The sequence below is a fragment of the Nocardiopsis sp. MT53 genome (assembly GCF_019598965.1).
Taxonomy (GTDB): domain Bacteria; phylum Actinomycetota; class Actinomycetes; order Streptosporangiales; family Streptosporangiaceae; genus Nocardiopsis; species Nocardiopsis changdeensis.
Genome location: NZ_CP080599.1, coordinates 5610332 through 5632665 on the forward strand (window position 1 = coordinate 5610332; position 22334 = coordinate 5632665).

Here is a 22334-nt window from a genome sequence, read left to right on the forward strand (position 1 = left end):
CTCCTGTGGATGGCGACATTCCAGGATACGGGGAGCCTTCCGGGGTCCGGTCGTCCACAGGGGCGCGGGACCCCCTGGTGCGGGCGGGGCGGCCCGGGTACACAGGAGGTGGGGACTTCCCCCGGCTGAAGGGAGTACGCGGTGACCGGTCTGTTCGTCACGGTCTCGGTCCTGGTGCTGGTGGCGCTGGGCGTCTATCTCGCGGTCACCGTCTCGGCCTCGGTGCGCGCGGGCAGGGCCGACCCGGGGCCGCGGCGCCCACCGGTGGACCGGGCCCAGGAGGAGCTGCGGCTGAGGTACGCGCGCGGGGAGATCGGCCGGGAGGAGTACCTGCAGCGCAAGATCGACCTCGAGTGAGCCCGCCCCGTTCAGGGGCGGCGGTGCGGTCCGGCCGTGGGCCGGGCCTCAGTGGTGCGGGATGGGAACGCCCGCGGAGCGGAGCTCGGCCTCGACCAGTGCGTTGAGCCGGGCCCAGGCCGGCGACCGGTCCTCGCGGTGGTGGTCGATCATCCCGTACCGGGTGGCGGTGTCGGGCCCGATCCTGAAGCCCGCCGGCACCGCCAGCAGTTCGCGGTCGGCCAGCAGGTTGGCGGCGATGGCCGTGGCGAGCTCCTCGATCCGGGGGTCCTCGGGTTCCCAGGACTCCGCCGCCACGCTGCGCTTGATCAGGTCGACGTACCCGGGGTCGTCCAGCCGGTGTTCGAGGTTGGTCAGGAAGTGGTCCAGGCCCTCCGGGGCCAGCGCCCGGAACAGCACCAGGGCCTCGCGTTGGCCGGCCACGTAGTCGGGGCCGAAGCCGAGTCCGGCCATCCGGTCCAGGACCGCGAGGGCGCGGTCGGACAGCAGGGCCCGGTCGTCGGCGAGCCGGTACAGGGCGTCCCGCCGGGCGATCAGGTCCGTGATCCGGTCGGTCAGGCGCCGCTCGACGTCGGCGAGAGCGTCGGCGAACCGCTCCGGGTCGGCGTCGAGCAGGGACGCGATCTCCGACAGCGGTACGCCGGCGGTGGCCAGTGTCCGGGCCTGGACCAGCCGCAGCAGGTCGTCCGAGCCGTACCTGCGGTAGCCCGAGCCGTCACGCCGCGGTTCGGCGAGGAGGCCGAGCCGGTGGTAGTGCCGCACGGTCTTGACCGTGACACCCGCGAACGCCGCCGCCTGCCCGATCGTGACGCCCTCGGCCCGGTCCCCCGTCATCGGTCCGGTCCGAGCGTGCGGTCGCGGCCGGGCGTCGCCCCCGCGGCCTCGGCCGGGGTGTTCTCGCGGGGCGCCGTGCCGGGGGCCGGATCCGGAGATCTCCCCGAACGGGGCGGGTTCGCTGTGGTCACATGGTGAGTGTGCACCCTGACCCTGGGGCGGGGTCAACCCGCGCGGCCACGGGTCGAGGGGCGCGCACGGTCCCGCGGCCCGGCGCGCCGCCCCTCGGCCACGGGTCGTCGGAATGTCGCAGAAAATGGGGGCTTGACCTTGCCCCGAGGTCAAGGTCGACGCTCAAGGCATGAGCGAAACGAAGAACACCGACCGGAACAACGAGACCGCGGGCGGGCAGGACCGCCCGGAACTGCGGGCGGCCCTCCAGGAGATCGTCGGCTCCGGGTTCGCGGGGGTGCAGCTGCGGGTGAACGACCGGGGCCGGGAGTGGGTCGGCAGCGCCGGGGTGCGCAAGCTGGGCGAGAGCGGTGAGCCGCCGACCGACGGGCACTTCCGGGTCGGCAGCGTGACCAAGACCCTGGTCGCGACCGTGGTCCTGCGGCTGGTGGCCGAGGGCGTGATCGGGCTGGACGACCCGGTGGCCGACTCCCTGCCCGGGTTCGGGCTGGACGGGAGGATCACGGTGCGGATGCTGCTGCAGCACACCAGCGGGGTGTTCAACTTCACCGGCGAGTTCGAACCCGACGGGACCCTCCTGCCGGGGATCCCGGCGCAGGGCCGGGAGTACGTGGACGGCCTGTCCCGCACCTACCGGCCGCAGGAGCTGGTCCTGCTGGCGTTGTCCGAGCCGGCCCGGTTCGAGCCGGGAACGGGCTGGAGCTACTCCAACACCAACTACGTGCTGGCCGGGCTGCTGGTCGAGGAGGTCACCGGCCGCCCGCTCGCCTCCGAGATGCGGCGGCTGGTCCTGGAACCGCTGGGGATGGCGAACACCGTGTCTCCGGAGGGCTCGCCGGAGATCCCCGAGCCGCACGCCCACGGCTACTACCGGTACGAGGACGAGGGCCGGTCGAAGCTGGCCGACGTCACCCGCATGAACCCCTCCTGGGCGTCCAGCGCCGGCGACATGATCTCCACCACCGAGGACCTCCACACGTTCATCTCCGCGCTCATGGGCGGCAGGCTCCTGCCGGCCCCGCTGCTGGCCGAGATGCGCACGCCCCACCCCGAGAGCGGCGACTTCCGCTACGGCCTGGGGCTGTTCGTGGAGGACACCGACTGCGGAGGCACGGTCTTCCACCACAACGGCGGCTTCGCCGGCTGGGCGGCGCTGATGTACAGCACGCCCGACGGGGGCACGACCCTCACCGCCTCACTGACCGTCGGGGACGGCGAGCTCGACTTCGCCGCCGTGGCGCAGGCGTTCGAGAAAGCGAAGCGGCGGCTCGTCGCGGAGGTCTTCTGCGGCGGGTCCCGCACGGCGAGCTGAGAGCGCCCCCGGACCCGCGTGCCCTCCCAGGACGGCCGGGGCGGGCGGGCCGCTCCTCCGCTCCCCCGGCCCCGTGCGGGGCCGGGCCCATCTTTCGGGGCTTACTCCGGTACCGAGCGCGCCCGCCCCGGCCCCGTGCGGGGCCGGGGCGGGCGCCGGATCCGGTGGCGGACGGGGGGGTGACAAACACGGAGGGGTCGTGTACGGTGTGCCCCGTCCTGTTGTCTACGAATGAGGTGGACGTTGCGCATCTGAGGTTCGCGATCATCACGCGGCACGGCCCCGACCGGCCGTTCGCCACGGCCCCGGGCCGTCGGCGGATCCGCGTGGATGGAACCTCGGTGCACGAGCCGTCCCCCAACGGGACCCTCTCACCTCTCCTGTCGGCCCCGGCCGCGTGGTGCTCGCATACGAAGCCCCTGTCACTTCGCTTCCGTATTGCGAGAGAACCATGTCCCAACCCACTGTCGCCGGTGCCTCCGTGGCCGTCTCCGCCCTGGGTTTCGCCTGGGCCGACGGCACGACCGTTTTCGAGGACCTGTCCCTGACCGTGGGCCGCGGCCGCACCGGTCTGGTCGGCACCAACGGCTCGGGCAAGTCCACCCTGCTGCGGCTGCTGGCCCGCGAACTACGGCCGGCCTCGGGGTCGGTCACCGTCGGCGGCCGCCTGGCCTACCTGCCGCAGAACATCACCCTGGACACCGGCCTGCGCGTCGACCAGGCCCTGGGCATCGCCGACACCCGGGCGGCGCTGGCCGCCATCGAGTCCGGCGACGTGTCCGAGGAGCACTTCGAGGCGGTCGGCGACGACTGGGACGTCGAGGAGCGCGCCCTGGCCACCCTGGGCGGGCTCGGCCTGGACGGCATCGATCTGGACCGCACCGTCGGGGAGATCTCCGGCGGCGAGGCCACCCTGCTGCGCCTGGCCGCCCTGCTGCTGGAGCGGCCCGACGTCCTGCTGCTGGACGAGCCCACCAACAACCTGGACCTGTTCGCCCGCAAGCGGCTCTACGACGCCGTGGACTCCTGGCGCACCGGCACGCTGATCGTGGTCAGCCACGACGTCGACCTGCTGGAGCGCGTGGACCGCATCGCCGAGCTGCGCACGGGGTCGGTCACCTGGTACGGGGGCGGCTGGTCGGACTACCAGGAGGCGCTGGCGGTGCAGCAGGAGGCGGCCGAGCGCGCCCTGCGGGCCGCCGACGCCGACATGAAGCGCCAGAAGAGGGAGCTGGAGGAGACACAGGTCAAACTGGCCCGCCGCCAGAAGCAGAACCGCAGGGTGCAGGCCCAGGGCGGCATCCCCAAGATCGCCGCCGGCAACCTCAAGCGCTGGTCGCAGGAGTCCTCGGCCAAGCTCAAGGGGGTGCACGAGGACCGGATGCAGGAGGCCCGCGAGCGCCGCGAGGAGGCCGCCGAGGCCGTACGCAGCGACGCCGAGATCAAGGTGGAGCTGCCCGAGACGGCGGTGCCCTCGGGGCGCGAGGTGCTCAAGGCCGAGGGGCTGACCCCGGTGCACGGGGCGCTGGCGAACGCGGACCTGTGGGTGCGCGGCCCCGAGCGGATCGCCCTGGTGGGCCGCAACGGGGCGGGCAAGACCACCCTGCTGCGCACCCTGCTCGGGGAGCTGGAGCCGAGGGAGGGGTCGGCGCGGGTGTTCGTCCCGGCCCGGTTCCTGCCCCAGCGGCTGGACGTGCTGGACGACGCCCTGACGGTGGCCGAGAACGTCGAGCGGCTGGCGCCGGGGGTGGAGGACCAGCGCATCCGCGCCCAGCTGGCCCGGTTCCTGTTCCGGGGGGCGCGCGCGGCGCAGGTGGCGGGGACCCTGTCGGGCGGTGAGCGGTTCCGGGCGGCGCTGGCGGCCCTGCTGCTGGCCTCGCCGGCGCCGCAGCTGCTGATGCTGGACGAGCCCACCAACAACCTGGACGTGTCCAGCGTCCGGCAGCTGACGGGGGCCCTGGAGGCCTACGAGGGCGCGCTGGTCGTGGCCAGCCACGACCTGCCGTTCCTGGAGTCGATCGGGATCACCCGGTGGCTGTTCGTGGGCGGGGAGCTAGTGGAGACCACCGCCGAGGGGGTGCGCGCCCTGCTGGCGGGCGAGCCGGCGGAGTGACGCCGTGCGCCCCGCCGCACCCGCGGCGGGGCGCGCCCGGTCATGCGCCGGGGTAGTCGCCGAAGGACCACAGGTTGCCCTCGGGGTCGCGGACGGTGAACTCGCGGGCCCCGTAGTCGGTGGTCTCCAGCGGCCGGACGATGTCGGCGCCGTGGCCGGCGGCCCGCCGGTACAGGGCGTCGGGGTCGGCGGTGACGACGTAGGTGCCCGCGGTGCCGGGCTCGCGCGACCACGCCCGGCCCGGGGTGTGGTCGCCGAGCATGATCCCGCCGGCCCCCTCGGGCCACAGGAGTTCGGCGTGGGCCACCCGCCCGTCGGCGTCGTCGTGGCGGGCGGTGGCGGTGAATCCGAAGGCCCCGGTGTAGAAGTCGATGAGCGCCGCGGCGTCACGCGCCTGCAGGGTCGCCCATACGCGCGGCCGCAGGGCCGCGGTGGTGGTGTCGTGTGTGCTCATGCCCCCAGGCTCCCCCGGGGGCGGGGGCGGCGTCTTGTACGTTCCGGAACTCCCGGGCGGCCCAGGCGGCCGGGGGCAGTCCGGCGAAGCGGCCGAACTCCCGGCTCAGGTGGGCCTGGTCGGTGTAGCCGGCCGCGGCGGCGGCGCCGGCCAGGTCGGCGTGCCCGTTGCGGCGGATCCCCGCGGCGATGCGGCGGCGGGCGTGGTCGAAGCGCATGAGGCGGGCCACGGTCTTGGGCGGGCGGCCGACCTCGCGGTGGAACAGGGTGCCCAGGTGGCGGGGGGTCAGGCCCACCTGCCGGGCGATGTCCTCCACGCGGGCCCGGCCGCCGGATTCCTCCAGCAGCCGCCAGGCGCGGGCGAGTTCGGGGCGGGGGCGCCGGTCGCGGTAGCGGTCGCGCAGGTGGTCCGCGATGAGCGCGAACCCGTCCTGCCAGGTGGAGGTGGCGGTGAGGCGCTCGTGCAGTTCCCGGCCGCGCGGGCCGGTCAGGGCGAGCCCGTCGTAGTCCTCCACGCCCAGGTCGGCGCAGGGGACCCCGAACAGGGAGCGCACGGCCAGGGGGTGCAGGGCCAGCTGCACCCCGGCCTGGCCGGGCTGCTGGCGCACGTGGGAGGCGCTCAGGTGGAGTCCGCCCAGGAGGACGGGGGCGGGTCGGGCCGTGGCCAGGGAGCGGGCGTCGGGTGCGGCGCGCACGCCCTCGTCGAGGCAGACGATGAAGGTGACGGTCGCCGAGGGCAGGCCCAGGTGGACCGCCTCGGGGACCGCCAGGGCCCGGTAGCCGACCATCGACACGACCCCGGGGGCGGTTCCGGCGGGGGCGGTGGCGAACTCCCAGGCCCGCTCCGGCTCGTCCATGCCTTCGACGCTAACAGAGCGGGCCCGCGCGGGTCGGCGGGTCAGCCGGTCATCTCCTCCAGGGTCTTGCCCTTGGTCTCCTTGACGAACCTCCACACGAACAGCAGCGACAGCACCGCGAAGCCGGTGTAGACGAGGTAGGAGCCGCTCAGGCTCCAGTCGCGCATGCTGGGGAAGGTGACGGTGACGGCCCAGTTGGCGATCCACTGGGTGGCGGTGGCCACGCCCATCGCGGCGGCGCGGATGCGCAGCGGGAACATCTCGCCCAGCAGCACCCACACCACGGCGCCCCAGGACAGGGCGAAGAACAGCACGAACGCGCTGGCGGCGGTCAGGGCCACCACGCCCCAGCCGAAGCTCAGGGTCACCTCCTCGCCGACGGCGGTGGCGTGCCCGAACGCGTAGGCGGCCACCGCCAGGGCCAGTGCCATGCCGGCCGAGCCCACCAGGAGCAGGGGGCGGCGGCCCACCCGGTCGACCAGGGTGATGGCCACGACGGTGCCGACGATGTTGATGATCGAGGTGAACAGGCTCAGCAGCAGCGAGTCCCCCTCGGGCACGCCCACCGACTGCCACAGGGAGGAGGAGTAGTAGAAGATGACGTTGATGCCCACGAGCTGCTGGAACGCCGACAGGGCCATGCCGATCCAGACGATGGGCAGCAGTCCGAGCCGGCCGCGCAGGTCGCTCAGCCTGGGGCGCGTCTCCGAGCCCAGGGCCGACCTGATCTCGGTGATGCGCCGGTCCAGCCGGGCGGGGCCGCCGCCCTCGACCTTGGCCAGGATCTCCTTGGCCTGGTCCACGAGTCCGACCCGCACCAGGTGGCGGGGCGATTCGGGGATGACCAGGGTGAGCAGCAGGTAGACGGCGGCGGGCACCAGTTCGGCGCCCAGCATCCACTGCCAGGCCTGGAGGGGGCCGAGCATGTTCGAGGCGCTGCCGCCGGCGGCCAGGGCGATGAGGTAGTCGGCGAGCTGGGAGACGGCGATGCCCAGCACGATGGCGAGCTGTTGCAGGGAGCCCAGGCGGCCGCGGTGGGCGGCGGGGGCGATCTCGGCGATGTAGGTGGGGGCGATGACGGAGGCCATGCCGATGGCGACGCCGCTGAGCACCCGCCACAGGATGAGGTCCCAGATCGCGAACGGCAGCGCCATGCCCACGGCGCTGACGGCGAAGAGCACGCCGGCGATGCGCATGGTGCGGATGCGCCCGTACCGGTCGGCGAGCGAGCCGGTGACGGCCGCGCCCACCGCCGAGCCGAGCAGGGCGGAGGCGACCGTGAACCCCAGGGTCGCCGAGTCGACGTCGAATCTGGCCTGGATGGCGTCGACGGCGCCGTTGATGACGGCGCTGTCGTAGCCGAACAGGAATCCGCCCATGGCCGCCGCGGCGGCGATCATGGTCACCTTGGCGAGGTCGCCTCCGCCCTCCGCGAGGCCCTCGGTCGCCCCCGCGCTGCCTTTCCCGGTCACACCCGCTCCCTTCCGCGGCGGCGCGCGCCGCCGGTCCCGGTCAGGGTGGCGGGGCGGGTGCGGGGCCGGCGGGCGCGACACCCCGGGGTGGGGCGAACCCGGGGGTGATCATGCCCGGGCCTTGGTCCGGGCCCGGGCGTGCGGGGTGGGCGGCCCCGGGTGTCAGCCGGTCATCTCCTCCAGGGTCTTGCCCTTGGTCTCCTTGACGAACCTCCACACGAACAGCAGGGAGAGCAGGGCGAACCCCGCGTAGATGAGGTAGGAGCCGCTCAGGGTCCAGTCGCGCATGCTGGGGAAGGTGACGGTGATGAGCCAGTTGGCGAGCCACTGGGTGGCGGTGGCCACGCCCATGGCCGCGGCGCGGATGCGCAGCGGGAACATCTCGCCCAGCAGCACCCACACGACCACACCCCAGGACAGGGCGAAGAACAGGACGAACGCGCTGGCGGCCACCAGCGCCACGGCCGCCCACGCGAACGGCAGGCTCACCGCGTCCCCCTCCACGACCGCGTGCCCGAACGCGTAGGAGGCGGTGGCCAGGGCGAGGGTCATGCCGGCCGAGCCCACCAGCAGCAGGGGTTTGCGGCCGATCCGGTCCACCAGCGAGATGGCGATGACGGTGCCGACGATGTTGACGATGGAGGTGAACAGGCTCAGCAGCAGCGAGTCGGACTCGGCGACGCCCACCGACTGCCACAGCGAGGAGGAGTAGTAGAAGATGACGTTGATGCCGACCAGCTGCTGGAACGCCGACAGGGCCATGCCGATCCACACCACGGGCAGCAGCAGGTAGGGGCCGCGCAGGTCGCTCAGCCTGGGGCGCACCTCCGAGCCCAGTGCCCGGCGGATCTCGGCGATGCGGCGCTCGACCCGTTCGGTGCCGCCGCCCTCCACCTCGGCGAGGATGGTGCGGGCCTTGTCGAGCCGGCCCACCCGGACCAGGTAGCGGGGGGACTCGGGGATGAGCAGGCTCAGCAGCAGGTAGAGCAGGGCGGGCAGGACCTCCACGCCCAGCATCCACTGCCAGGCCTGGAGGGGGCCGATCGTGTTGTGGGCGCTGCCGTCGGCGATCTGGGCGATGCCGTAGTTGACCAGCTGCGAGCAGGCGATGCCCAGCACGATGGCGAGCTGTTGCAGGGAGCCCAGGCGGCCGCGGTAGGCGGCCGGCGAGACCTCGGCGATGTAGGTGGGGGCGATGACCGAGGCCATGCCGATGGCGACGCCGCCCAGGACGCGCCAGGCGGTCAGGTCCCACACGCCGAAGGGCAGGGCCGACCCGATGGCGCTGGCCGCGAAGAGCACGCCGGCGACCTGCATGACCCGGATGCGTCCGAACCGGTCGGCCAGCGACCCCGCGGTGGCGGCGCCCAGCACGCAGCCCAGCAGCGCCGACGCGATGGTGAATCCCAGGGTCGCCGAGTCGACGTCGAACCTGGCCTGGATGGCGTCGACGGCGCCGTTGATGACGGCGCTGTCGTAGCCGAACAGGAATCCGCCCATGGCCGCCGCGGCGGCGATCATGGTCACGTGGACGATGTTGGCGTCCGCCCCCGCTCCCCCGTTGACGGTGCTCACGTTCGCTCCTTCCGGTGGGCGTTCTCTCCAGGGTGGTCCTCCTACCCACGATGCGTCACGGGTGCGCTACCGGTGGCGGGGCAACGATGGCCGACGCTTGGCCCGTTCGGGGGCGGGGCGTGGCCTGTGCGCGGCGGGGCGGGTCTGCGCGGCCCCCGGGTCCGGGGCGGGGACGGGTGCGCCCTTACAAGGAGTCGGCCGGTGTTTTTGGCGCGTCCGGGGGGTGCGCGGACCGGGGCCGCGCCCTCAGGATCGTGTGCTGTGACGACCTACCAGAACCTCGCCGACAAGGCGCTGCGCCGGGAACTCCCCTCCCGCGACGAACTGCGCGCCGTCCTGGGCTCCTCCGACGACGACCTGATGGACGTGGTCGCCGCCGCCTTCCGGGTGCGGCTGCGCTACTTCGGCCGCCGGGTCAAGCTGAACTACCTCGTCAACATGAAGAGCGGCCTGTGCCCGGAGGACTGCTCCTACTGCTCCCAGCGGCTCGGCTCGCGGGCCGAGATCGTCAAGTACACCTGGCTCAGGCCCGAACAGACCCGTGAGGCGGTCGCGCAGGGGGTGCGGGGCGGGGCCACCCGGGTGTGCCTGGTGGCGTCCGGCCGCGGGCCCACCGACCGGGACGTGGAACGGCTGGCCCCCACCGTCGAGGACATCAAGAGGGAGCACCCGGGGGTGGAGGTGTGCGCCTGCCTGGGGCTGCTGTCGCAGGGGCAGGCCGAGCGGCTGCGGGAGGCGGGTGTGGACGCCTACAACCACAACCTCAACACCTCCGAGGAGCGGTACGCCGACATCTGCACCACCCACGGGTTCGCCGACCGGGTCGAGACGGTGGAGCGGGCCGCGCACGCGGGGCTCTCGCCGTGCTCGGGGCTGATCGCGGGGATGCGCGAGGGCGACGACGACCTGGTGGACGCCCTGTACGCGCTGCGGGAGCTGGGCCCGGACTCGGTGCCGGTCAACTTCCTCATGCCGTTCGAGGGGACCCCGCTGGAGGGCACCTGGGAGCTGACCCCGCAGCGGTGCCTGCGCATCCTGGCCGCGGCCCGGTTCGTGTTCCCGGACGTGGAGGTGCGTCTGGCGGGCGGGCGGGAGATCCACCTGCGCACCCTGCAGCCGCTGGCGCTGCACATCGTCAACTCGCTGTTCCTGGGCGACTACCTCACCAGCGAGGGGCAGGCGGGCAGGGCGGACCTGGAGATGATCGCCGACGCCGGGTTCGAGGTGCAGGGGGCGGGAGAGCCGACCCTGCCCGCCGAGCGCCACGACCTGCTGCGGCCGCGCCGCCGGGGTGCCGGGACCGCTCTCCCGCCCAACGCCTGACACCGGTTCCGGGCGCCGTCCCCGCCCGGAACCGGCGGCTCAGCGCGGCTGGGGGACCTGCTCGGCGCCGTTCCACTCCTGGTACTGGCGGGCGGCAGCGGCGGCGGCCTGGTCGTCCTGGCGGTCGCGCACGCACTTGGCCAGGGTGAAGGTCGCGGTGATGACGTAGAGCAGGCCCATGCCGAGGAAGGCGCGCATCCACAGGTCGACGGGCAGGAGGACCACTCCGACGCCCAGGCCGACGGAGGCGGCGGCGAAGGAGACCACGGACTGGAGGTAGAACTGGGGGGTGGACCGGGGGGTGGGGGCGAACGGGTTCATGGGCCCATGGTCTCCGGGGCGCGGGCGGCGCGCCTGAGTACGCCTACTCAAGTGCCGGCCCGGTGCCGCCCGGGCGGCGGTCCGCGCGGTCAGGCCGGGGCGGTGGGCCGGTCCGGGCGCAGGGCCGCCAGGTCCTGTCCCGGTTCGCGGCCCGTCGCCAGGCGGGCGGCGACCGCGCCCTGGTAGGCGCCCAGGGACAGGCCCTCCCCGCCCAGGCCGGTGGCCACGATCACCCCGGGCAGCCGCTCCAGGGGGCCCAGCAGCGGGAGCCCGTCGTGGGTGCCGGGGCGAAAGCCCACCCGGGTCTCCACCACGGTGGCGTCGGCCAGGCCGGGCATCAGCTCCAGGGCCGAGGTGAGGTTCTCGGCCAGCCCCTTGGCGGTGACGCGGCGGTCGAACCCGGCCTCGGGCTCGCGGGTGCCCCCGGTGACGACGCGGTCGGGGCCGAACGCGACGGTGTGGCTCTGGTGTTCGCCGAAGCGCACCACCGGCCAGGGGCGGGTGTCGGTCCCGGGCAGCGCGAAGTGGGTCATCTGGCCGCGCACCGGGAACACCGGCAGCTCCACCCCGGCCACCGACAGCAGGCGCCCGGTCCAGGCCCCGGCCGCCACGATCACCGCCGGCGCCTCCAGGTCCTCGCCGCCCACCCGCACCCCGGTGACCCGGTGGCCGTTCCACAGCAGGTGGGCGTCGCCCTTGCGGTAGTGCAGCCCGCGTTCCTCGGCGGCGTTGAACAGGGCGTCGCGCAGCACCCTGCCGTGGACGCGGGCCATGCCCTCGACGTACACGCCGCGGTAGGCGGCGTCCAGCAGGGGGAAGCGTTCGCGGGGCTCGCCCGGGGCCAGGCGCTCGACCCGGCCCATGCCCTCGTACCCGGGCATGGCGGCCAGGGTGGAGACCAGGTCGTACCCGGCGTCGTCGCCCTCCAGGTCCACGGACATGCCGCCGACGCGCTCGTACCCGGTGGCCTGGCCGTCGTCGGCGAGTTCGGCGATGAGCGCGGGCAGGTGGGCGGCGGCGCCCCGTTTGAAGGCCTGCATTCCGGGGTCCTCCCAGGGGAAGGGCCAGGGGAAGACGACGCCCTGCCCGGCGGCGGTGGCCTGCCCGGTGTGGGCGGAGTCCACCAGCGCGGTGGACACGCCCTTGCCGGCCAGGTGGAACGCCGCGCTGGCGCCGACGATGCCGCCGCCGACCACGATCACGTCCATCGCATCCTCCAGGGGTCCTCCGGGGCGGTCGACCACACTATGCCGCCGGTGCGGTGCCCTCCAAGCGTTCGGGCACGTGTCGGGGCCCGGTCCGCGCGGTGGGCGGTGCGGCCCCGCCGGGCGCGGTGCGGCGCGAACGAGCCGAAAGACCCGCGTGCCGTATCCGGGGGCGGGGTAGGCAGCGGCGATAGGTTGTGCGCTCCAGCGAGGAGCACACCCGTTTCCGGAGGTAGAACACGTGAACACGCACTCTCCCGGGGTCGCCCTGATGCGCCGGCCCGGGCCGGGCCTGGCGCAGGGCATCGTCACCCACATCGAGCGGGTGGAGGTCGATCCGGTGCTGGCCGCCCGCCAGTACACCATCTACCAGGAGGTGCTGTCCTCGGCGGGGTGGCGGGTGTTCGAGGTGGACGCGGCGCCCGAGCACCCCGACTCGGTGTTCGTCGAGGACTCGGTGGTGGTGTGCGGGGACCTGGCGGTGCTGACCCGGTCGGGGGCGCCGGAGCGGCGCGGGGAGGTCGACGGGGTGGAGGCCGCGGTGCGGCGGCTGGGGCTGCGGGTGGCGCGGATCGAGCCGCCGGGGGTGATGGACGGCGGCGACGTGCTCCAGGTGGGCGCCACGGTGTACGTGGGCCTGGGCGGGCGTACCGACGAGGCGGGCGCGGCGCAGCTGGAGCGGCTGCTCAAGCCGCTGGGCCGGGAGGTGCGGCGGGTGCCGCTGGGCGCGGTCCTGCACCTGAAGTCGGCGGTGACGGCGCTGGGCGACGGGACCCTCATCGGGCTGGAGGAGCTGGTGGACGCCTCGGCGCTGCCGCCGGTGCGCCGTCCGGCGGAGGAGCCCGGGGCGCACGTGCTGCCTTTGGGCGGACGGGACGTGCTGATCAGCGCGGCGGCGCACGGCACCGTCCACGAGCTGGCCGGGCAGGGGTGGCGGGTGCTGCCGGTGGACATCTCCGAGTTCGAGAAGCTGGAGGCGTGCGTGACCTGCCTGAGCGTGCTGGTCCCCGACCTGTGACCGGCCCCACCTCCAGGCCGTTTGCCATTGCGGCAAAGTTTTTTGTGTTTTTTGCGGGCCGGACCGCATCCTGGCCGTGGAGGTGATCGAGGTGACGGAGAACGGCGCCTACGACTACGACGTGGTGGTGATCGGCGGCGGTGCGGCCGGGCTGAGCGGGGCGGTCGCCCTGGCCCGGTCGCGCCGCTCGGTGGCGGTGGTGGACGCGGGCGAGCCCCGCAACTCCCCCGCCGAGGGTGTGCACGTGCTGCTGGGCCGGGAGGGGGTCTCCCCCCGCGAGCTGGTGGCCCGGGGCCGCGAGGAGCTGCGCTCCTACGGCGGTGCGGTGGTCGAGGGCGAGGTCGTGGGGGCCTCCCGCGGCGACGACGGCCTGTTCGCGGTGGCGCTGGGCGACGGGCGCACCCTGCGGTCGCGCCGCCTGCTGGTGACCACCGGCCTGGTCGACGAGCTGCCCGGCGTGGCGGGCCTGCGGGAGCGGTGGGGGCGCGATGTGCTCCACTGCCCCTACTGCCACGGCTGGGAGGTGCGCGGGCAGCGCATCGGTGTGCTGTCCGTGGGCCCGATGTCGGTGCACCAGGTCCTGCTGATGCGGCAGCTGAGCGACGACGTGGTGTTCTTCGCCCACACCGCGGCGCCCATCGGCGCCGAGGACCGCGAGCGGCTGGAGGCGCGCGGCGTGGAGGTGGTCGAGGGCGAGGTCGTCGCGGTGGAGACCGACGGCGACCGCCTGAGCGGGGTGCGCCTGGCCGACGGCCGGGTGGTGGAGCGCGACGCCGTGGCGGTGGCCACCCGCATGGTGGCGCGCGCCGGCTTCCTGTCCGCCCTGGGGCTGGAGGTGCGGGAGCACCCGATGGGGGTGGGCGAGCACGTGCCGGTGGAGGCCGGCGGGCGCACCGGGGTGCCGGGCGTGTGGGCGGCGGGCAACGTCACCGACCTGATGGCCCAGGTCGGCGCGGCCGCCGCGGCGGGCACCATGGCGGGCGCGCAGATCAACGGCGACCTGGTCATGGAGGAGACCGACCGCGCGGTCGAGCGGATGCGCGCGCGGCGGCCGTTCTCGGCCGAGGCGCGGGTGCACGAGGCGGTGGCGGGCGAGAGCCGCCACGGACTGTGACGCAGGAAATGGAACGAGGGGGACGTATGGGGCAGGAGTTCGACCGGGCCTACTGGGAGGACCGCTACCGGGAGCACGGCCACGGGTACGGCGCGCCGCCCAACCCGCAGCTGGTGGCCGAGGTGACCGGGCTGGCCCCGGGGCGGGCGCTGGACGCCGGGGCGGGCACCGGGGCCGAGGCCCGGTGGCTGGCCGGGCAGGGGTGGGAGGTGACGGCCGTGGACATCTCCCAGGCGGCCCTGGACGCCGCCCGCGAGCGCGCGGCCGCGCTGGACACGGCGGTGGCCGGGCGCATCACGTGGGTGCGCGCGGACCTGACCGAGGAGATCCCCGGGTCCGGGTTCGACCTGGTGTGCAGCCACTACGCGCACCCCACCGGCGGGTACCGGGCGTTCTTCGACCGGCTGGCGGCGGCGGTGGCCCCGGGCGGCACGCTGTTCGTCGTCGGCCACGACCACGCCGACGACCACGGCCACGGGCACGGCGGGTCGCTGGAGCACTCGCGGGTGGGTGCCGCCGAGGTCGCCGAAGGCCTCGACGAGAGGGAGTGGGAGGTGCTGGTGAGCGAGTCCCGCAGCCGCGAGGTCGACCGGGGCGGGCACCGGGCCGTCCTGCACGACTCGGTGCTGCGGGCCCGCCGCCGCGCCTGAGGCCGGGACCGGGGCGGGCGGTGCCCGCCCCGGTCAGAGCCAGTCGTGTTCGCGGGCGTAGCGGGCGGCCTCGTGGCGGGTCCGGGTCTGGGTCTTGTGCATCGCGTTGGACAGGTAGTTGCGCACGGTGCCCTCGGCCAGGTGCAGGCGCGCGGCGATCTCGGCGACCGAGTACCCCTCCCGGGTCTCGCGCAGCACGTCGACCTCCCGGTCGGTGAGCGGGGAGTCGTCGATGACGGCCAGCGCCGACACGTCCGGGTCGATCCACCTCCTGCCGGCGTGCAGGGCCGCGATGACCTCGGCGATGTGCGCGGGGTCGGCCGCCTTGCTGACGAAGCCCTGGACCCCCAGTTTGAGCGCCCGGCGCAGCACCCCGGGGCGGGCGTGCCGGGTCAGCATGAGGACCACCTGTCCGGGGTGCTCCCGGCGCAGCCTGGCGACGGCCTCCAGGCCGTCGGTGCCGGGCATCTCCAGGTCGATGACGAGCACGTCGGGCCGGTGCCGCAGTACCGCCTCCACGGCCTGGGCGCCCTCGGCGGCCTCGGCGAGCACGGAGATGTCCCCCTCCAGGGGCAGCAGCGCCGCCAGGGCCGACCGCAGCAGGGCCTCGTCGTCGGCGAGCACCACGGTGGTGGTCATGGGCGTCCTCTCGGGGTCGTGGTCAGCGGCCGGTGTCCGCGGCGGGGAAGGACACGGCCGTCAGAAAGCGGCCGTCCTCGCGCCGCGCGGTCAGGGTGCCCCCGGCCCCGGCGACCCGTTCCGCCAGGGCGGCCAGCCCGCGCAGGGCTGGGGTGGGGCCCCGGCCCGCGCCGTCGTTGGTGATGATGATGCCCGTCTCGACCAGGGTGATCCCCACCCGGCCGGCCTGGGCGTGGCGCAGGATGTTGGTGGTGGTCTCTCGCAGCACCTGGCCGACCAGTTCCGCGGAGCGCTCGTCCACCTCGCCTTCGCGTTCCACCTCCACCCGGATGCCCGCGGCCTCGAACAGGTTCTTGGCGTTCTCCAGCTCCGCGGACAGGTTGAGCCTGCGCTGGGCGTAGGCGAGCTCCCGGGTCCGGGCGATGGTGTCCCCGACCAGGTCCTGGACCTCGCCCAGTTCCCGTTCGGCCCGGTCGGTGTCGGTGCGCAGGAGCCTGCGGGCCAGGGCCGCCTTCAGTTTGACCACGTGCAGGGTGTGGCCCTGGATGTCGTGCAGGTCGCCGGCGAAGCGCACGCGCTCGCGCATGACGGCCACCTCCGCCTCGCGCTCGCGGGCCCGCTCCAGCTCGGTGAGGATGTCGCGGACCGCGAAGACCAGGGAGACGAGGACGAACCCGGTCGCGGCGACGGCGGCGGTGGCCACCCCGTACCGGAGCGCGGCCTCCAGGGGGCCCTCGGGTGCCAGCGCCGCCTTGACCGCGACCAGGGCCGCGCCGGCGGCGACGAGCGCCGCGGTGGCCGCCCTGGGGCGGCGCGACAGCTCGGAGACGGTGATGGTGGCCACGGCCGCGACGCTGTAGACGGCCGTGGCGGAGTCGGCGGCCAGGACCCCGAAGACCCACACGGCCGCGACGAAGGCCAGGCCGGGGAGGAGGACCGCGGCGCGTGGCTCACGGCCGGCGGCCCACCGGTTGACGATGAGCATGGTCACGGCCAGGGCCGCACTCATCATGACCGCTTCCTGCCAGGTCCCGGCGTCGGTCGCGATCAGCAGGGCGCCCACGGCGGCGATCGCCCCGGACACGATGTCCATGTTGAGCCTGCGCAGGCGCCCCTGGGTCTCCTCGGTCTGCTCCGGCCCCATGCGCGTCCCCCCGTGTCCGCGGCCGTCGGCGCGCCGGCCCGCGGACCCGGCGCGGCGCGCTCCCAGTCTGGCGGGGGCCGGGCCGCCCCCACCAGTGACACGGCGTCACGGTCCGTCCGGGCGAATGTCACGGTCCGGTGGTGACACGGCCGCACTGCCGTGAGCGGGGGGCCGCGGGCGATGGTGGTGCCTGAACGATCCACAACCGGCGAAGGGTTACACCGTGATCGAGTTCCTCCAGGGAGTCACCTCCCAGGTCCCCGTGGCCCTGCAATGGGCCGTTGTGGTCGTACTCGGGGCGATCCCCTTCATCGAGTCCTACAGCGGGTCTGCGCTGGGGGTGGTGGCCGGGGTCCCGGTCTGGGTCGCGGTCCCTGCGGCGGTCGCCGGGAACATCGTGTCCCTGCTGTTCTCGGTGGCCATGTCCGTGCGACTGCGCGACAAGGTGCGTGCGGGCCGCGCCGACCGGCCCCGGACGGAGCCCTCTCCCCGCCGCGCCAAGCTGCGCAAGCAGTTCGACCGGTACGGGGTGGCCGGAGTGGCCCTGCTGGGTCCGCTCGCCCTGCCCAGCCAGATCACCGCCGCCGCGACGGTCTCCTTCGGGGCTCCCCGGGGTGCGGTGGTGTTCTGGCAGTCGGTGGCGATCGTCCTGTGGGGTGTCGGGTTCGGCGCGCTGGCCGCGCTGGGGGTGGCGGTCCTGGCCTGAGGGGCAGGTGCCCCCGAGGTGGGGGGAACCTGCGGTCGGTGTCGCGGGTCAGCGCAGGTCGGCGAAGAACACGCGCACGTCGTCCAGGAGCAGGTCGGGCTCCTCCAAAGCGGCGAAGTGCCCACCGCGACCCTCGACGTCGGTCCAGCGGACGATGGTGTTCTCCGCTTCGGAGTAACGGCGGATGCCGACGTCGTGGGCGAACACGAGGACGCCGGTGGGCACGCCCGAGTCCTCGTCGACCTCGCCCCGGCCCGCCTCGTCGACGTAGCCGACGTAGGCCGAGGAGGTCGCGGTATCGGTCAGCCAGTAGAGCATGGCGTTGGTGATCAGGCGGCCTCGTCGAGGAGTTCGCGGGTGCGGTCGCGGGCGTGGTCGTAGGTGAGGCCGTGTTCGGCCAGGACCGAGGCGGCGGGTTCGGGCAGGCCCTGGCGGAGCAGGGCCAGCAGGATGTGGGCGGAGTCGATGGACGTGTGGCCCGCGGCGATGGTCTCGCGCAGGGACAGCTCCAGGACCTTCTTGGCCCTGGCGTCGAACGGGCTGCCCAGGCGGCCGCGCCGTCTTGGCGGGGCGGGTTCGGCGGGCGGTGTCAGGGCCTGGGGGCCGAAGGCCTCCTCCAGGCGGCGGAACAGGGCGTCGGTGTCGATGCCCACGGCGCGCAGGGCGTGCAGTTCCCGGTCGTTGAGCCCGGCGGGGCCGGTCGGCGGGTCGGCGAGCATGGCGGGGGTGATCCCGGCGTCGGCGAGGATGCGGGCGCCGGTGCCGTCGGCGCGGGCCAGGGTGAGGAGCAGGTGCGCGGGTCCGACCTTGGCGTCGCCCTGCTCGGCGGCGGTGGCGACGGCGTCGGAGACGATGGCGCGGGCGGTGCGGCTGAAGCGTTCGAACACGGTGTCACTCCCGGTGGGCGTGTTTCTGGTGGACGGCCTGGCGGGTGACGCCCAGTCGGTCGGCGATCTCCTGCCAGGACAGGCCCTGCTCGCGGGCGGCGCGCACGTGCAGGGACTCCAGGTGGTCGGCGAGTTTGCGCAGTGCGGCGACGGCGGTCAGGCCGGTGGCCGGGTCGAGCGGCGTTCCCTCATCCATGGTGTCAAGATATGTTGACACTCTTTTCCTGTCAAGGAACCTTGACACGTCTGCCGACGGCAGAAACCAGAACCGCCGCCGCCCCCTCCGCGTTGGAGACGGGTGAGAACACCACCGACCCCGGGAGACCCATGTCCGCCGTCCGCCTCGTCCGCAGCGCCACCCTCACCCCCGACGTCGACTACGCCTACGCCGCCACCGTCAGCGGCCCCCTGCGCGCGGTGTGGACCGCCGGGGCCTGCCCCCTGGACGAGAAGGGGGCCACCGTCGCCGCCGGCGACGTCGCGGGCCAGGCCGAGCAGGTCATGCGCAACCTGCGCACCGCCCTGGCCGACGCCGGGGCCTCGCTCGCCGACATCGTCAAGACCACCGTCTACGTCGCCTCCCCCCGCCAGGAGGACCTGGTGGCCGCCTGGGACGTGGTGCGCGCCCACATGGGCGACCACGACGCCCCCTCCACCCTGCTCGGCGTGGCCGCCCTGGGCTACGACGACCAGCTCGTGGAGGTGGAGGCCGTGGCCGTGGTGGCCGACTGAGCCGATAATCCGATGACAGGACGAAGGGGAAGGCGGTAGACCTGTCCCCCATGGACGTCCACCGCCTTCCCACCGACCCCGAGGCCGCGGCCCGGGTGTCGGCGGCCCTGACCGACCCGGCACCCCTGCGCGACGACGGGGGCGAACCCGCGCCCGGAGGCGTGTGGGCGAACGCCCCGGGCGCCTCCCGTGAACGCGGCGTGCTGCTGTACGTGTACGGCGGCGGGTTCGTCCACCGCGACCCGGGGCTGATCACGGCGGCCGCCCGGCGGCTGTCGGCGGCCACCGGCCGCCCCGCCCTGGCCGTGCACTACCGGCTGGCGCCCGACCACCCCTTCCCCGCTCCCCTGGACGACGTGGTCGCCGCCTACCGCTACCTGCTCGCCGAGGGGTTCGCGCCCGGGCGCGTGGCGGTGGTCGCCGAGTCCTCCGGCGCGGCGCTGGCCCTGTCCGCGCTGCTCGTGCTCAAGGCGGCGGGGGACCCGCCGCCCGGGACCGTGGTGACCCAGTCCGCCGTCACCGACATGACCCTGGGCAGCCCTTCGCTGTCCGCCGACACCCCGGGCGACCCGGGGGTGGACCGCGCCCTCATCGCCGACCTCACCGGCCGCTACCTGGGCGGGGCCGCCCGCGACCGGGCTCCGCAGTCGCCCCTGCACGGCGACCTGGCGGGCCTGCCCCCGCTGCTGATGGTGGTCGGCGGGGCCGAGGCGCTGCTGGACGACACCCTGCGCTACGCCGCGGCCGCGCACGCGGCGGGCACCCGGGTGCGGGTGGACGTCCTGGAGGGGCTGCCGCACGCGTTCTCGCTACTCGCGCTGACCGAGGGCGAGGCCGCCGGGGAGCTGCTCATGGAGCGCGTCGCCGGCTGGATCGACCGCTGGGCCCGGTGAGGGCTCAGCGCTGGGCGGCCGGGCGCACGACGATCTCGTTGACGTCCACGTCGGCGGGCTGGTCCACGGCGTAGGCCACGGCGCGGGCGATGGCGTCGGCCGGGATGCTCGCCGCCCGGTACCCGACCATGAGTCCGGCCGCGTGCGGGTCCGTGATGTGGTCCGCGAGCTCGGACTCCACGACCCCCGGGGAGACGGTGGTCACCCGGATCGAGGGGTCGGACTCCAGGCGCAGCCCCTCGGTCAGGGCCCGGGCGGCGAACTTGGTGGCGGAGTAGACCGCCGACGTGGGCACGACCTCGCGTGCGCCGATCGAGGCGATGGTGACCACGTGCCCCGAGCCCAGGTCGCGAAAGCGCGGCAGCACCGCGGCGATCCCGTTGTAGAGGCCCTTGACGTTGACGTCGAACATGCGGTCCCACTCCTCGACGAGCAGCGACTCCAGGCGGGAGAGCAGCATCACCCCGGCGTTGGCGACCAGGACGTCCAGGCGCCCGTGTTCGGCGACCACGTCCGCGACCAGGTCGGCGAACGCGGCCCGGTCGGTCACGTCCAGGGTGCGGGCCAGGGCGGTGTGCCCGACGCCGGTGAGCTCGTCGGCGACGGCGCGCAGGCGGTCCGCGCGGCGCCCGGTGAGGACGACGGTGTGCCCCTGGCCGGCGAGCCGCCGGGCCACGGCCTCGCCGATCCCGCTGCCCGCCCCCGTCACCAGGACGACCTTGTGCGTGCCGTGCGCGCCCCGGGCGCTGTCGGTGTCTTCGGTGGTCGTTGCGTGTGTGCTCATGGGGTTCACCCTCGCGGCCGCGGACGGTGGGGGGAAGGCCGCGGCGCACCTGGGAGTGCCGCACCCGGGTTCCCGGTCAGGCGCGGGCGCGGTGGGCGCGCACCCGGGAGCGGGTGGCGCAGCGCTTGGAGCAGAACCGGCGCGCGCTGCCGCTGCCGGTGTCGATGAACACCCGGCCGCAGCCCTCGGTCCCGCACACCCCGCCCGGCGGGCGCTGTCGGTCGGTGAGCAGCAGCGCCAGCATCAGGCCGGCCGAGGCGGCGAACCACTCCGCCAGGGGCGCGTCGTCGCGGGAGTCGGTGTGGACGTGCCAGTGGGAGGCGCCGCCGTGGTCGGTGAGCCGGGGCGGGTGCGCGGCGGCCAGCAGGGCGTTGACCCGGGCGGCGGCCGCCGCGGTGGTGCCCGCCTCCAGGACGCGGCGGATCCGCGCGGCGGCCTCCCGCAGCGCGGCGAGGTCGCGGCCGGTGACGGGGTCGTCCTCGCCGTGGGCGCGCAGCACCTCCTCCACGCGGGCCGGGTCCGTGTCCGGTGCGGCCAGGGCGTTGACGAGGTCGGCGGTGCGGGCGGCGACGGCCCGCACCGAGCGGCCGGTCAGGGCGGTGGAGGTCGGCATGCGGCCACTGTAACGCCTCTTCTGTTTTGAGGCGTTACTCCGTAGCGTCCGGTCCGTGCGCGACGTGATGAGGTACCTGGGCGGGGCGACGGCCGCCCGGACGGGCGACGAGATGTCGGGGCCCGCGCTGCTCCTGCTGGGGGTGGCGCTGACCGGTGAGGCCGTGGCCGGCTCGGCGCTGCTCGCCGGGCTGACCGGGGCGGCCGCGGTGGGCGGGCCGCTGGTGGGCGCGCTGCTGGACCGCTCACGGCGGCCGGGGCGCGTGTTGGCGTGGGCGCTGGGCGGGTACGCGGCCGGGTTCGCGCTCATCGCCCTGGCGCTGGGCCGGGTCCCGCTGCCGTGGGCGGTCGGCGCGGCGGTGGCGGTGGGGCTGCTCGGCCCGGTGCTCTCGGGCGGGTGGACGGCGCAGCTGCCCCGGGTGGCGCCGGCCCGGTGGCGCGCCCGGGCGGACGCCTGGGACGCGATGACCTTCGGCGCCGCCTCCCTGCTGGGTCCGGCGCTGGCGGGGGTGGTGTCCGCGGGGGCCGGGGCCGGTGCCGCGGTGGTCGCCGCGGCGGTGCTCATCGCCCTGGCGGTCCCGGCCGCGCTCGCGCTGCCCGGCGCCCCGGCGGCGCACGCCGCCGGCCCGGTCCTGCCCGGGCTGTGGGAGGGGGTGCGCGCGGTGTTCGCCCCGGGGGCGCTGCGCCGGGCCACCGCCTCCAGTTCTCTGTCCATCGCCGGGACCGGGATGCTCGTGGTGTGCGCTCCGCTGCTGGGGTCGCGCCTGCTGGGCGGGGCCGAGCAGGGGGCGCTGCTGCTGTCGGGGATGGCGGTGTGCTCGCTGGCCGCCAACCTCCTGCTCGCCCGCCGCCCCGGTGCGCTCTCCCCCGACGCGCTGCTGCGGGTGTGCGTCTGCGTCCAGGGGCTCGGCACGGCGGGCGCCGCGCTCGCGGCCGGGCCGCCGGCGCTGCTGGTGTGCCTGGCCCTGGTGGGCGCCGCCGAGGGGCCGCAGCTGACCGCCCTGTTCGCGATCCGCCACCGGGAGGCGCCCGACCGCCTGCGGGCGCGGGTGTTCACCACCGGGGCGAGCCTGAAGATCTCGGCGTTCGCCGCCGGCGCCGCCCTGGCCGGGCCGCTGGCCCAGGTCTCGCTCCCGGCGTGCCTGGGCGCGGCGGCGGCGCTGCACCTGGCCGCCGCCCTGATCCCCCACCGGTAGCGGAC

General features: G+C 74.9%; 25 protein-coding genes. 11 read left to right on the forward strand and 14 right to left on the reverse strand.

The window, feature by feature from the left end; translation table 11 throughout:
• The first annotated feature begins 141 nt into the window (after positions 1–141).
• The gene (locus K1J57_RS24875; RefSeq protein WP_220561068.1) at positions 142–357 is read left to right on the forward strand and encodes an SHOCT domain-containing protein; all 216 of its coding nucleotides are present in this window, start codon (positions 142–144) and stop codon (positions 355–357) included.
• Between the two features lie 48 nt (positions 358–405).
• Here K1J57_RS24875 and K1J57_RS24880 read toward each other — a convergent pair whose 3' ends face one another.
• Positions 406–1191, reverse strand: a complete 786-nt coding sequence (locus tag K1J57_RS24880; protein WP_220561070.1) for a MerR family transcriptional regulator — start codon at positions 1189–1191, stop codon at positions 406–408.
• A 301-nt stretch (positions 1192–1492) separates the two neighbouring features.
• Here K1J57_RS24880 and K1J57_RS24885 point away from each other — a divergent pair, with 301 nt between their 5' ends.
• Positions 1493–2635 carry a serine hydrolase gene (locus K1J57_RS24885; RefSeq protein WP_220561072.1) on the forward strand — a complete coding sequence of 381 codons (1143 nt, stop codon included), beginning with the start codon at positions 1493–1495 and terminating at the stop codon, positions 2633–2635.
• A 451-nt stretch (positions 2636–3086) separates the two neighbouring features.
• Positions 3087–4748, forward strand: coding sequence for an ABC-F family ATP-binding cassette domain-containing protein (locus K1J57_RS24890; protein ID WP_220561074.1), 1662 nt, complete (start codon positions 3087–3089; stop codon positions 4746–4748).
• A 40-nt stretch (positions 4749–4788) separates the two neighbouring features.
• Here K1J57_RS24890 and K1J57_RS24895 read toward each other — a convergent pair whose 3' ends face one another.
• From K1J57_RS24895 to K1J57_RS24910, 4 genes are all read right to left on the reverse strand, one after another.
• Positions 4789–5202, reverse strand: coding sequence for a VOC family protein (locus K1J57_RS24895; RefSeq protein WP_220561076.1), 414 nt, complete (start codon positions 5200–5202; stop codon positions 4789–4791).
• Positions 5135–6058 carry an AraC family transcriptional regulator gene (locus K1J57_RS24900; protein WP_255646576.1) on the reverse strand — a complete coding sequence of 308 codons (924 nt, stop codon included), beginning with the start codon at positions 6056–6058 and terminating at the stop codon, positions 5135–5137. Before K1J57_RS24900 ends, K1J57_RS24895 begins: the two co-directional genes overlap by 68 nt.
• A gap of 41 nt (positions 6059–6099) precedes the next feature.
• Complete coding sequence (locus K1J57_RS24905; RefSeq protein WP_255647242.1) at positions 6100–7458, reverse strand: sugar porter family MFS transporter; 1359 nt, start codon at positions 7456–7458, stop codon at positions 6100–6102.
• A 234-nt stretch (positions 7459–7692) separates the two neighbouring features.
• The gene (locus K1J57_RS24910) at positions 7693–9051 is read right to left on the reverse strand and encodes a sugar porter family MFS transporter (protein WP_255647243.1); all 1359 of its coding nucleotides are present in this window, start codon (positions 9049–9051) and stop codon (positions 7693–7695) included.
• 315 nt (positions 9052–9366) lie between these two features.
• On the opposite strand from K1J57_RS24910, the gene bioB reads away from it, so the two are divergent.
• Positions 9367–10428 carry a biotin synthase BioB gene (gene bioB / locus K1J57_RS24915; RefSeq protein ID WP_220561083.1) on the forward strand — a complete coding sequence of 354 codons (1062 nt, stop codon included), beginning with the start codon at positions 9367–9369 and terminating at the stop codon, positions 10426–10428.
• Between the two features lie 39 nt (positions 10429–10467).
• On the opposite strand, the gene K1J57_RS24920 is transcribed toward bioB, so the two are convergent.
• Positions 10468–10749: a YiaA/YiaB family inner membrane protein gene (locus K1J57_RS24920; protein WP_220561085.1), complete on the reverse strand. Its 282-nt coding sequence runs from the start codon at positions 10747–10749 to the stop codon at positions 10468–10470.
• Between the two features lie 89 nt (positions 10750–10838).
• Positions 10839–11957, reverse strand: coding sequence for an FAD-binding oxidoreductase (locus K1J57_RS24925; protein WP_220561088.1), 1119 nt, complete (start codon positions 11955–11957; stop codon positions 10839–10841).
• 268 nt (positions 11958–12225) lie between these two features.
• Here K1J57_RS24925 and ddaH point away from each other — a divergent pair, with 268 nt between their 5' ends.
• The 3 genes from ddaH (at position 12226) to K1J57_RS24940 (ending at position 14736) form a co-directional block, all read left to right on the forward strand.
• A complete protein-coding gene (gene ddaH / locus K1J57_RS24930) occupies positions 12226–12972 on the forward strand; it encodes a dimethylargininase (RefSeq protein ID WP_220565775.1) in 747 nt (248 codons plus the stop codon).
• Positions 12973–13048: 76 nt separating this feature from the next.
• Positions 13049–14086 carry an NAD(P)/FAD-dependent oxidoreductase gene (locus tag K1J57_RS24935; RefSeq protein WP_370634505.1) on the forward strand — a complete coding sequence of 346 codons (1038 nt, stop codon included), beginning with the start codon at positions 13049–13051 and terminating at the stop codon, positions 14084–14086.
• A gap of 26 nt (positions 14087–14112) precedes the next feature.
• The gene (locus K1J57_RS24940) at positions 14113–14736 is read left to right on the forward strand and encodes a bifunctional 2-polyprenyl-6-hydroxyphenol methylase/3-demethylubiquinol 3-O-methyltransferase UbiG (protein ID WP_220561089.1); all 624 of its coding nucleotides are present in this window, start codon (positions 14113–14115) and stop codon (positions 14734–14736) included.
• A gap of 33 nt (positions 14737–14769) precedes the next feature.
• Here the strand turns inward: K1J57_RS24940 and K1J57_RS24945 are convergent, their stop codons facing one another.
• On the reverse strand, positions 14770–15375 hold the full coding sequence (locus K1J57_RS24945) for a response regulator transcription factor (protein WP_220561090.1): 606 nt from the start codon (positions 15373–15375) through the stop codon (positions 14770–14772).
• Positions 15376–15397: 22 nt separating this feature from the next.
• Positions 15398–16519, reverse strand: coding sequence for a sensor histidine kinase (locus K1J57_RS24950; protein ID WP_220561091.1), 1122 nt, complete (start codon positions 16517–16519; stop codon positions 15398–15400).
• Between the two features lie 223 nt (positions 16520–16742).
• Between K1J57_RS24950 and K1J57_RS24955 the strand changes: the two genes are divergently transcribed.
• Entirely contained in the window at positions 16743–17225 is a 483-nt protein-coding gene (locus K1J57_RS24955) for a hypothetical protein (RefSeq protein ID WP_220561092.1), read from the forward strand.
• Between the two features lie 48 nt (positions 17226–17273).
• Here the strand turns inward: K1J57_RS24955 and K1J57_RS24960 are convergent, their stop codons facing one another.
• The 3 genes from K1J57_RS24960 to K1J57_RS24970 are packed head-to-tail and all read right to left on the reverse strand — an operon-like array spanning position 17274 to position 18308.
• The gene (locus K1J57_RS24960; protein ID WP_220561093.1) at positions 17274–17543 is read right to left on the reverse strand and encodes a hypothetical protein; all 270 of its coding nucleotides are present in this window, start codon (positions 17541–17543) and stop codon (positions 17274–17276) included.
• Between the two features lie 11 nt (positions 17544–17554).
• On the reverse strand, positions 17555–18112 hold the full coding sequence (locus tag K1J57_RS34050; RefSeq protein ID WP_220561094.1) for a Clp protease N-terminal domain-containing protein: 558 nt from the start codon (positions 18110–18112) through the stop codon (positions 17555–17557).
• Positions 18113–18116: 4 nt separating this feature from the next.
• Positions 18117–18308 (reverse strand): HTH domain-containing protein, encoded by a 192-nt coding sequence (locus K1J57_RS24970; RefSeq protein WP_220561095.1) that lies wholly within the window; start codon positions 18306–18308, stop codon positions 18117–18119.
• A gap of 131 nt (positions 18309–18439) precedes the next feature.
• Here K1J57_RS24970 and K1J57_RS24975 point away from each other — a divergent pair, with 131 nt between their 5' ends.
• Together K1J57_RS24975 and K1J57_RS24980 are read left to right on the forward strand one after the other, a co-directional pair.
• A complete protein-coding gene (locus K1J57_RS24975) occupies positions 18440–18844 on the forward strand; it encodes a RidA family protein (RefSeq protein ID WP_220561096.1) in 405 nt (134 codons plus the stop codon).
• 50 nt (positions 18845–18894) lie between these two features.
• The gene (locus tag K1J57_RS24980; protein WP_220561097.1) at positions 18895–19737 is read left to right on the forward strand and encodes an alpha/beta hydrolase fold domain-containing protein; all 843 of its coding nucleotides are present in this window, start codon (positions 18895–18897) and stop codon (positions 19735–19737) included.
• 4 nt (positions 19738–19741) lie between these two features.
• On the opposite strand, the gene K1J57_RS24985 is transcribed toward K1J57_RS24980, so the two are convergent.
• On the reverse strand, positions 19742–20530 hold the full coding sequence (locus K1J57_RS24985; protein WP_370634507.1) for an SDR family oxidoreductase: 789 nt from the start codon (positions 20528–20530) through the stop codon (positions 19742–19744).
• A gap of 67 nt (positions 20531–20597) precedes the next feature.
• A complete protein-coding gene (locus K1J57_RS24990; protein WP_220561099.1) occupies positions 20598–21134 on the reverse strand; it encodes a CGNR zinc finger domain-containing protein in 537 nt (178 codons plus the stop codon).
• Between the two features lie 55 nt (positions 21135–21189).
• Here K1J57_RS24990 and K1J57_RS24995 point away from each other — a divergent pair, with 55 nt between their 5' ends.
• Positions 21190–22329 carry an MFS transporter gene (locus tag K1J57_RS24995; protein WP_255646577.1) on the forward strand — a complete coding sequence of 380 codons (1140 nt, stop codon included), beginning with the start codon at positions 21190–21192 and terminating at the stop codon, positions 22327–22329.
• Positions 22330–22334: the final 5 nt, after the last annotated feature.

Excerpts from the sequence above, each read along its gene's own strand:
- K1J57_RS24950 (WP_220561091.1), bottom strand. The coding sequence starts at position 16,519 with ATGGGGCCGGAGCAGACCGAGGAGACCCAGGGGCGCCTGCGCAGGCTC.
- K1J57_RS24900 (WP_255646576.1), bottom strand. The coding sequence starts at position 6,058 with ATGGACGAGCCGGAGCGGGCCTGGGAGTTCGCCACCGCCCCCGCCGGA.
- K1J57_RS24960 (WP_220561093.1), bottom strand. The coding sequence starts at position 17,543 with ATGCTCTACTGGCTGACCGATACCGCGACCTCCTCGGCCTACGTCGGC.
- K1J57_RS24895 (WP_220561076.1), bottom strand. The coding sequence starts at position 5,202 with ATGAGCACACACGACACCACCACCGCGGCCCTGCGGCCGCGCGTATGG.
- K1J57_RS24980 (WP_220561097.1), top strand. The coding sequence starts at position 18,895 with ATGGACGTCCACCGCCTTCCCACCGACCCCGAGGCCGCGGCCCGGGTG.
- K1J57_RS24885 (WP_220561072.1), top strand. The coding sequence starts at position 1,493 with ATGAGCGAAACGAAGAACACCGACCGGAACAACGAGACCGCGGGCGGG.
- K1J57_RS24970 (WP_220561095.1), bottom strand. The coding sequence starts at position 18,308 with ATGGATGAGGGAACGCCGCTCGACCCGGCCACCGGCCTGACCGCCGTC.
- K1J57_RS24990 (WP_220561099.1), bottom strand. The coding sequence starts at position 21,134 with ATGCCGACCTCCACCGCCCTGACCGGCCGCTCGGTGCGGGCCGTCGCC.
- K1J57_RS24910 (WP_255647243.1), bottom strand. The coding sequence starts at position 9,051 with ATGATCGCCGCCGCGGCGGCCATGGGCGGATTCCTGTTCGGCTACGAC.
- K1J57_RS24975 (WP_220561096.1), top strand. The coding sequence starts at position 18,440 with ATGTCCGCCGTCCGCCTCGTCCGCAGCGCCACCCTCACCCCCGACGTC.
- K1J57_RS24880 (WP_220561070.1), bottom strand. The coding sequence starts at position 1,191 with ATGACGGGGGACCGGGCCGAGGGCGTCACGATCGGGCAGGCGGCGGCG.
- ddaH (WP_220565775.1), top strand. The coding sequence starts at position 12,226 with ATGCGCCGGCCCGGGCCGGGCCTGGCGCAGGGCATCGTCACCCACATC.
- K1J57_RS24920 (WP_220561085.1), bottom strand. The coding sequence starts at position 10,749 with ATGAACCCGTTCGCCCCCACCCCCCGGTCCACCCCCCAGTTCTACCTC.
- K1J57_RS24890 (WP_220561074.1), top strand. The coding sequence starts at position 3,087 with ATGTCCCAACCCACTGTCGCCGGTGCCTCCGTGGCCGTCTCCGCCCTG.
- K1J57_RS24905 (WP_255647242.1), bottom strand. The coding sequence starts at position 7,458 with ATGATCGCCGCCGCGGCGGCCATGGGCGGATTCCTGTTCGGCTACGAC.
- K1J57_RS24940 (WP_220561089.1), top strand. The coding sequence starts at position 14,113 with ATGGGGCAGGAGTTCGACCGGGCCTACTGGGAGGACCGCTACCGGGAG.
- K1J57_RS24945 (WP_220561090.1), bottom strand. The coding sequence starts at position 15,375 with ATGACCACCACCGTGGTGCTCGCCGACGACGAGGCCCTGCTGCGGTCG.
- K1J57_RS24925 (WP_220561088.1), bottom strand. The coding sequence starts at position 11,957 with ATGGACGTGATCGTGGTCGGCGGCGGCATCGTCGGCGCCAGCGCGGCG.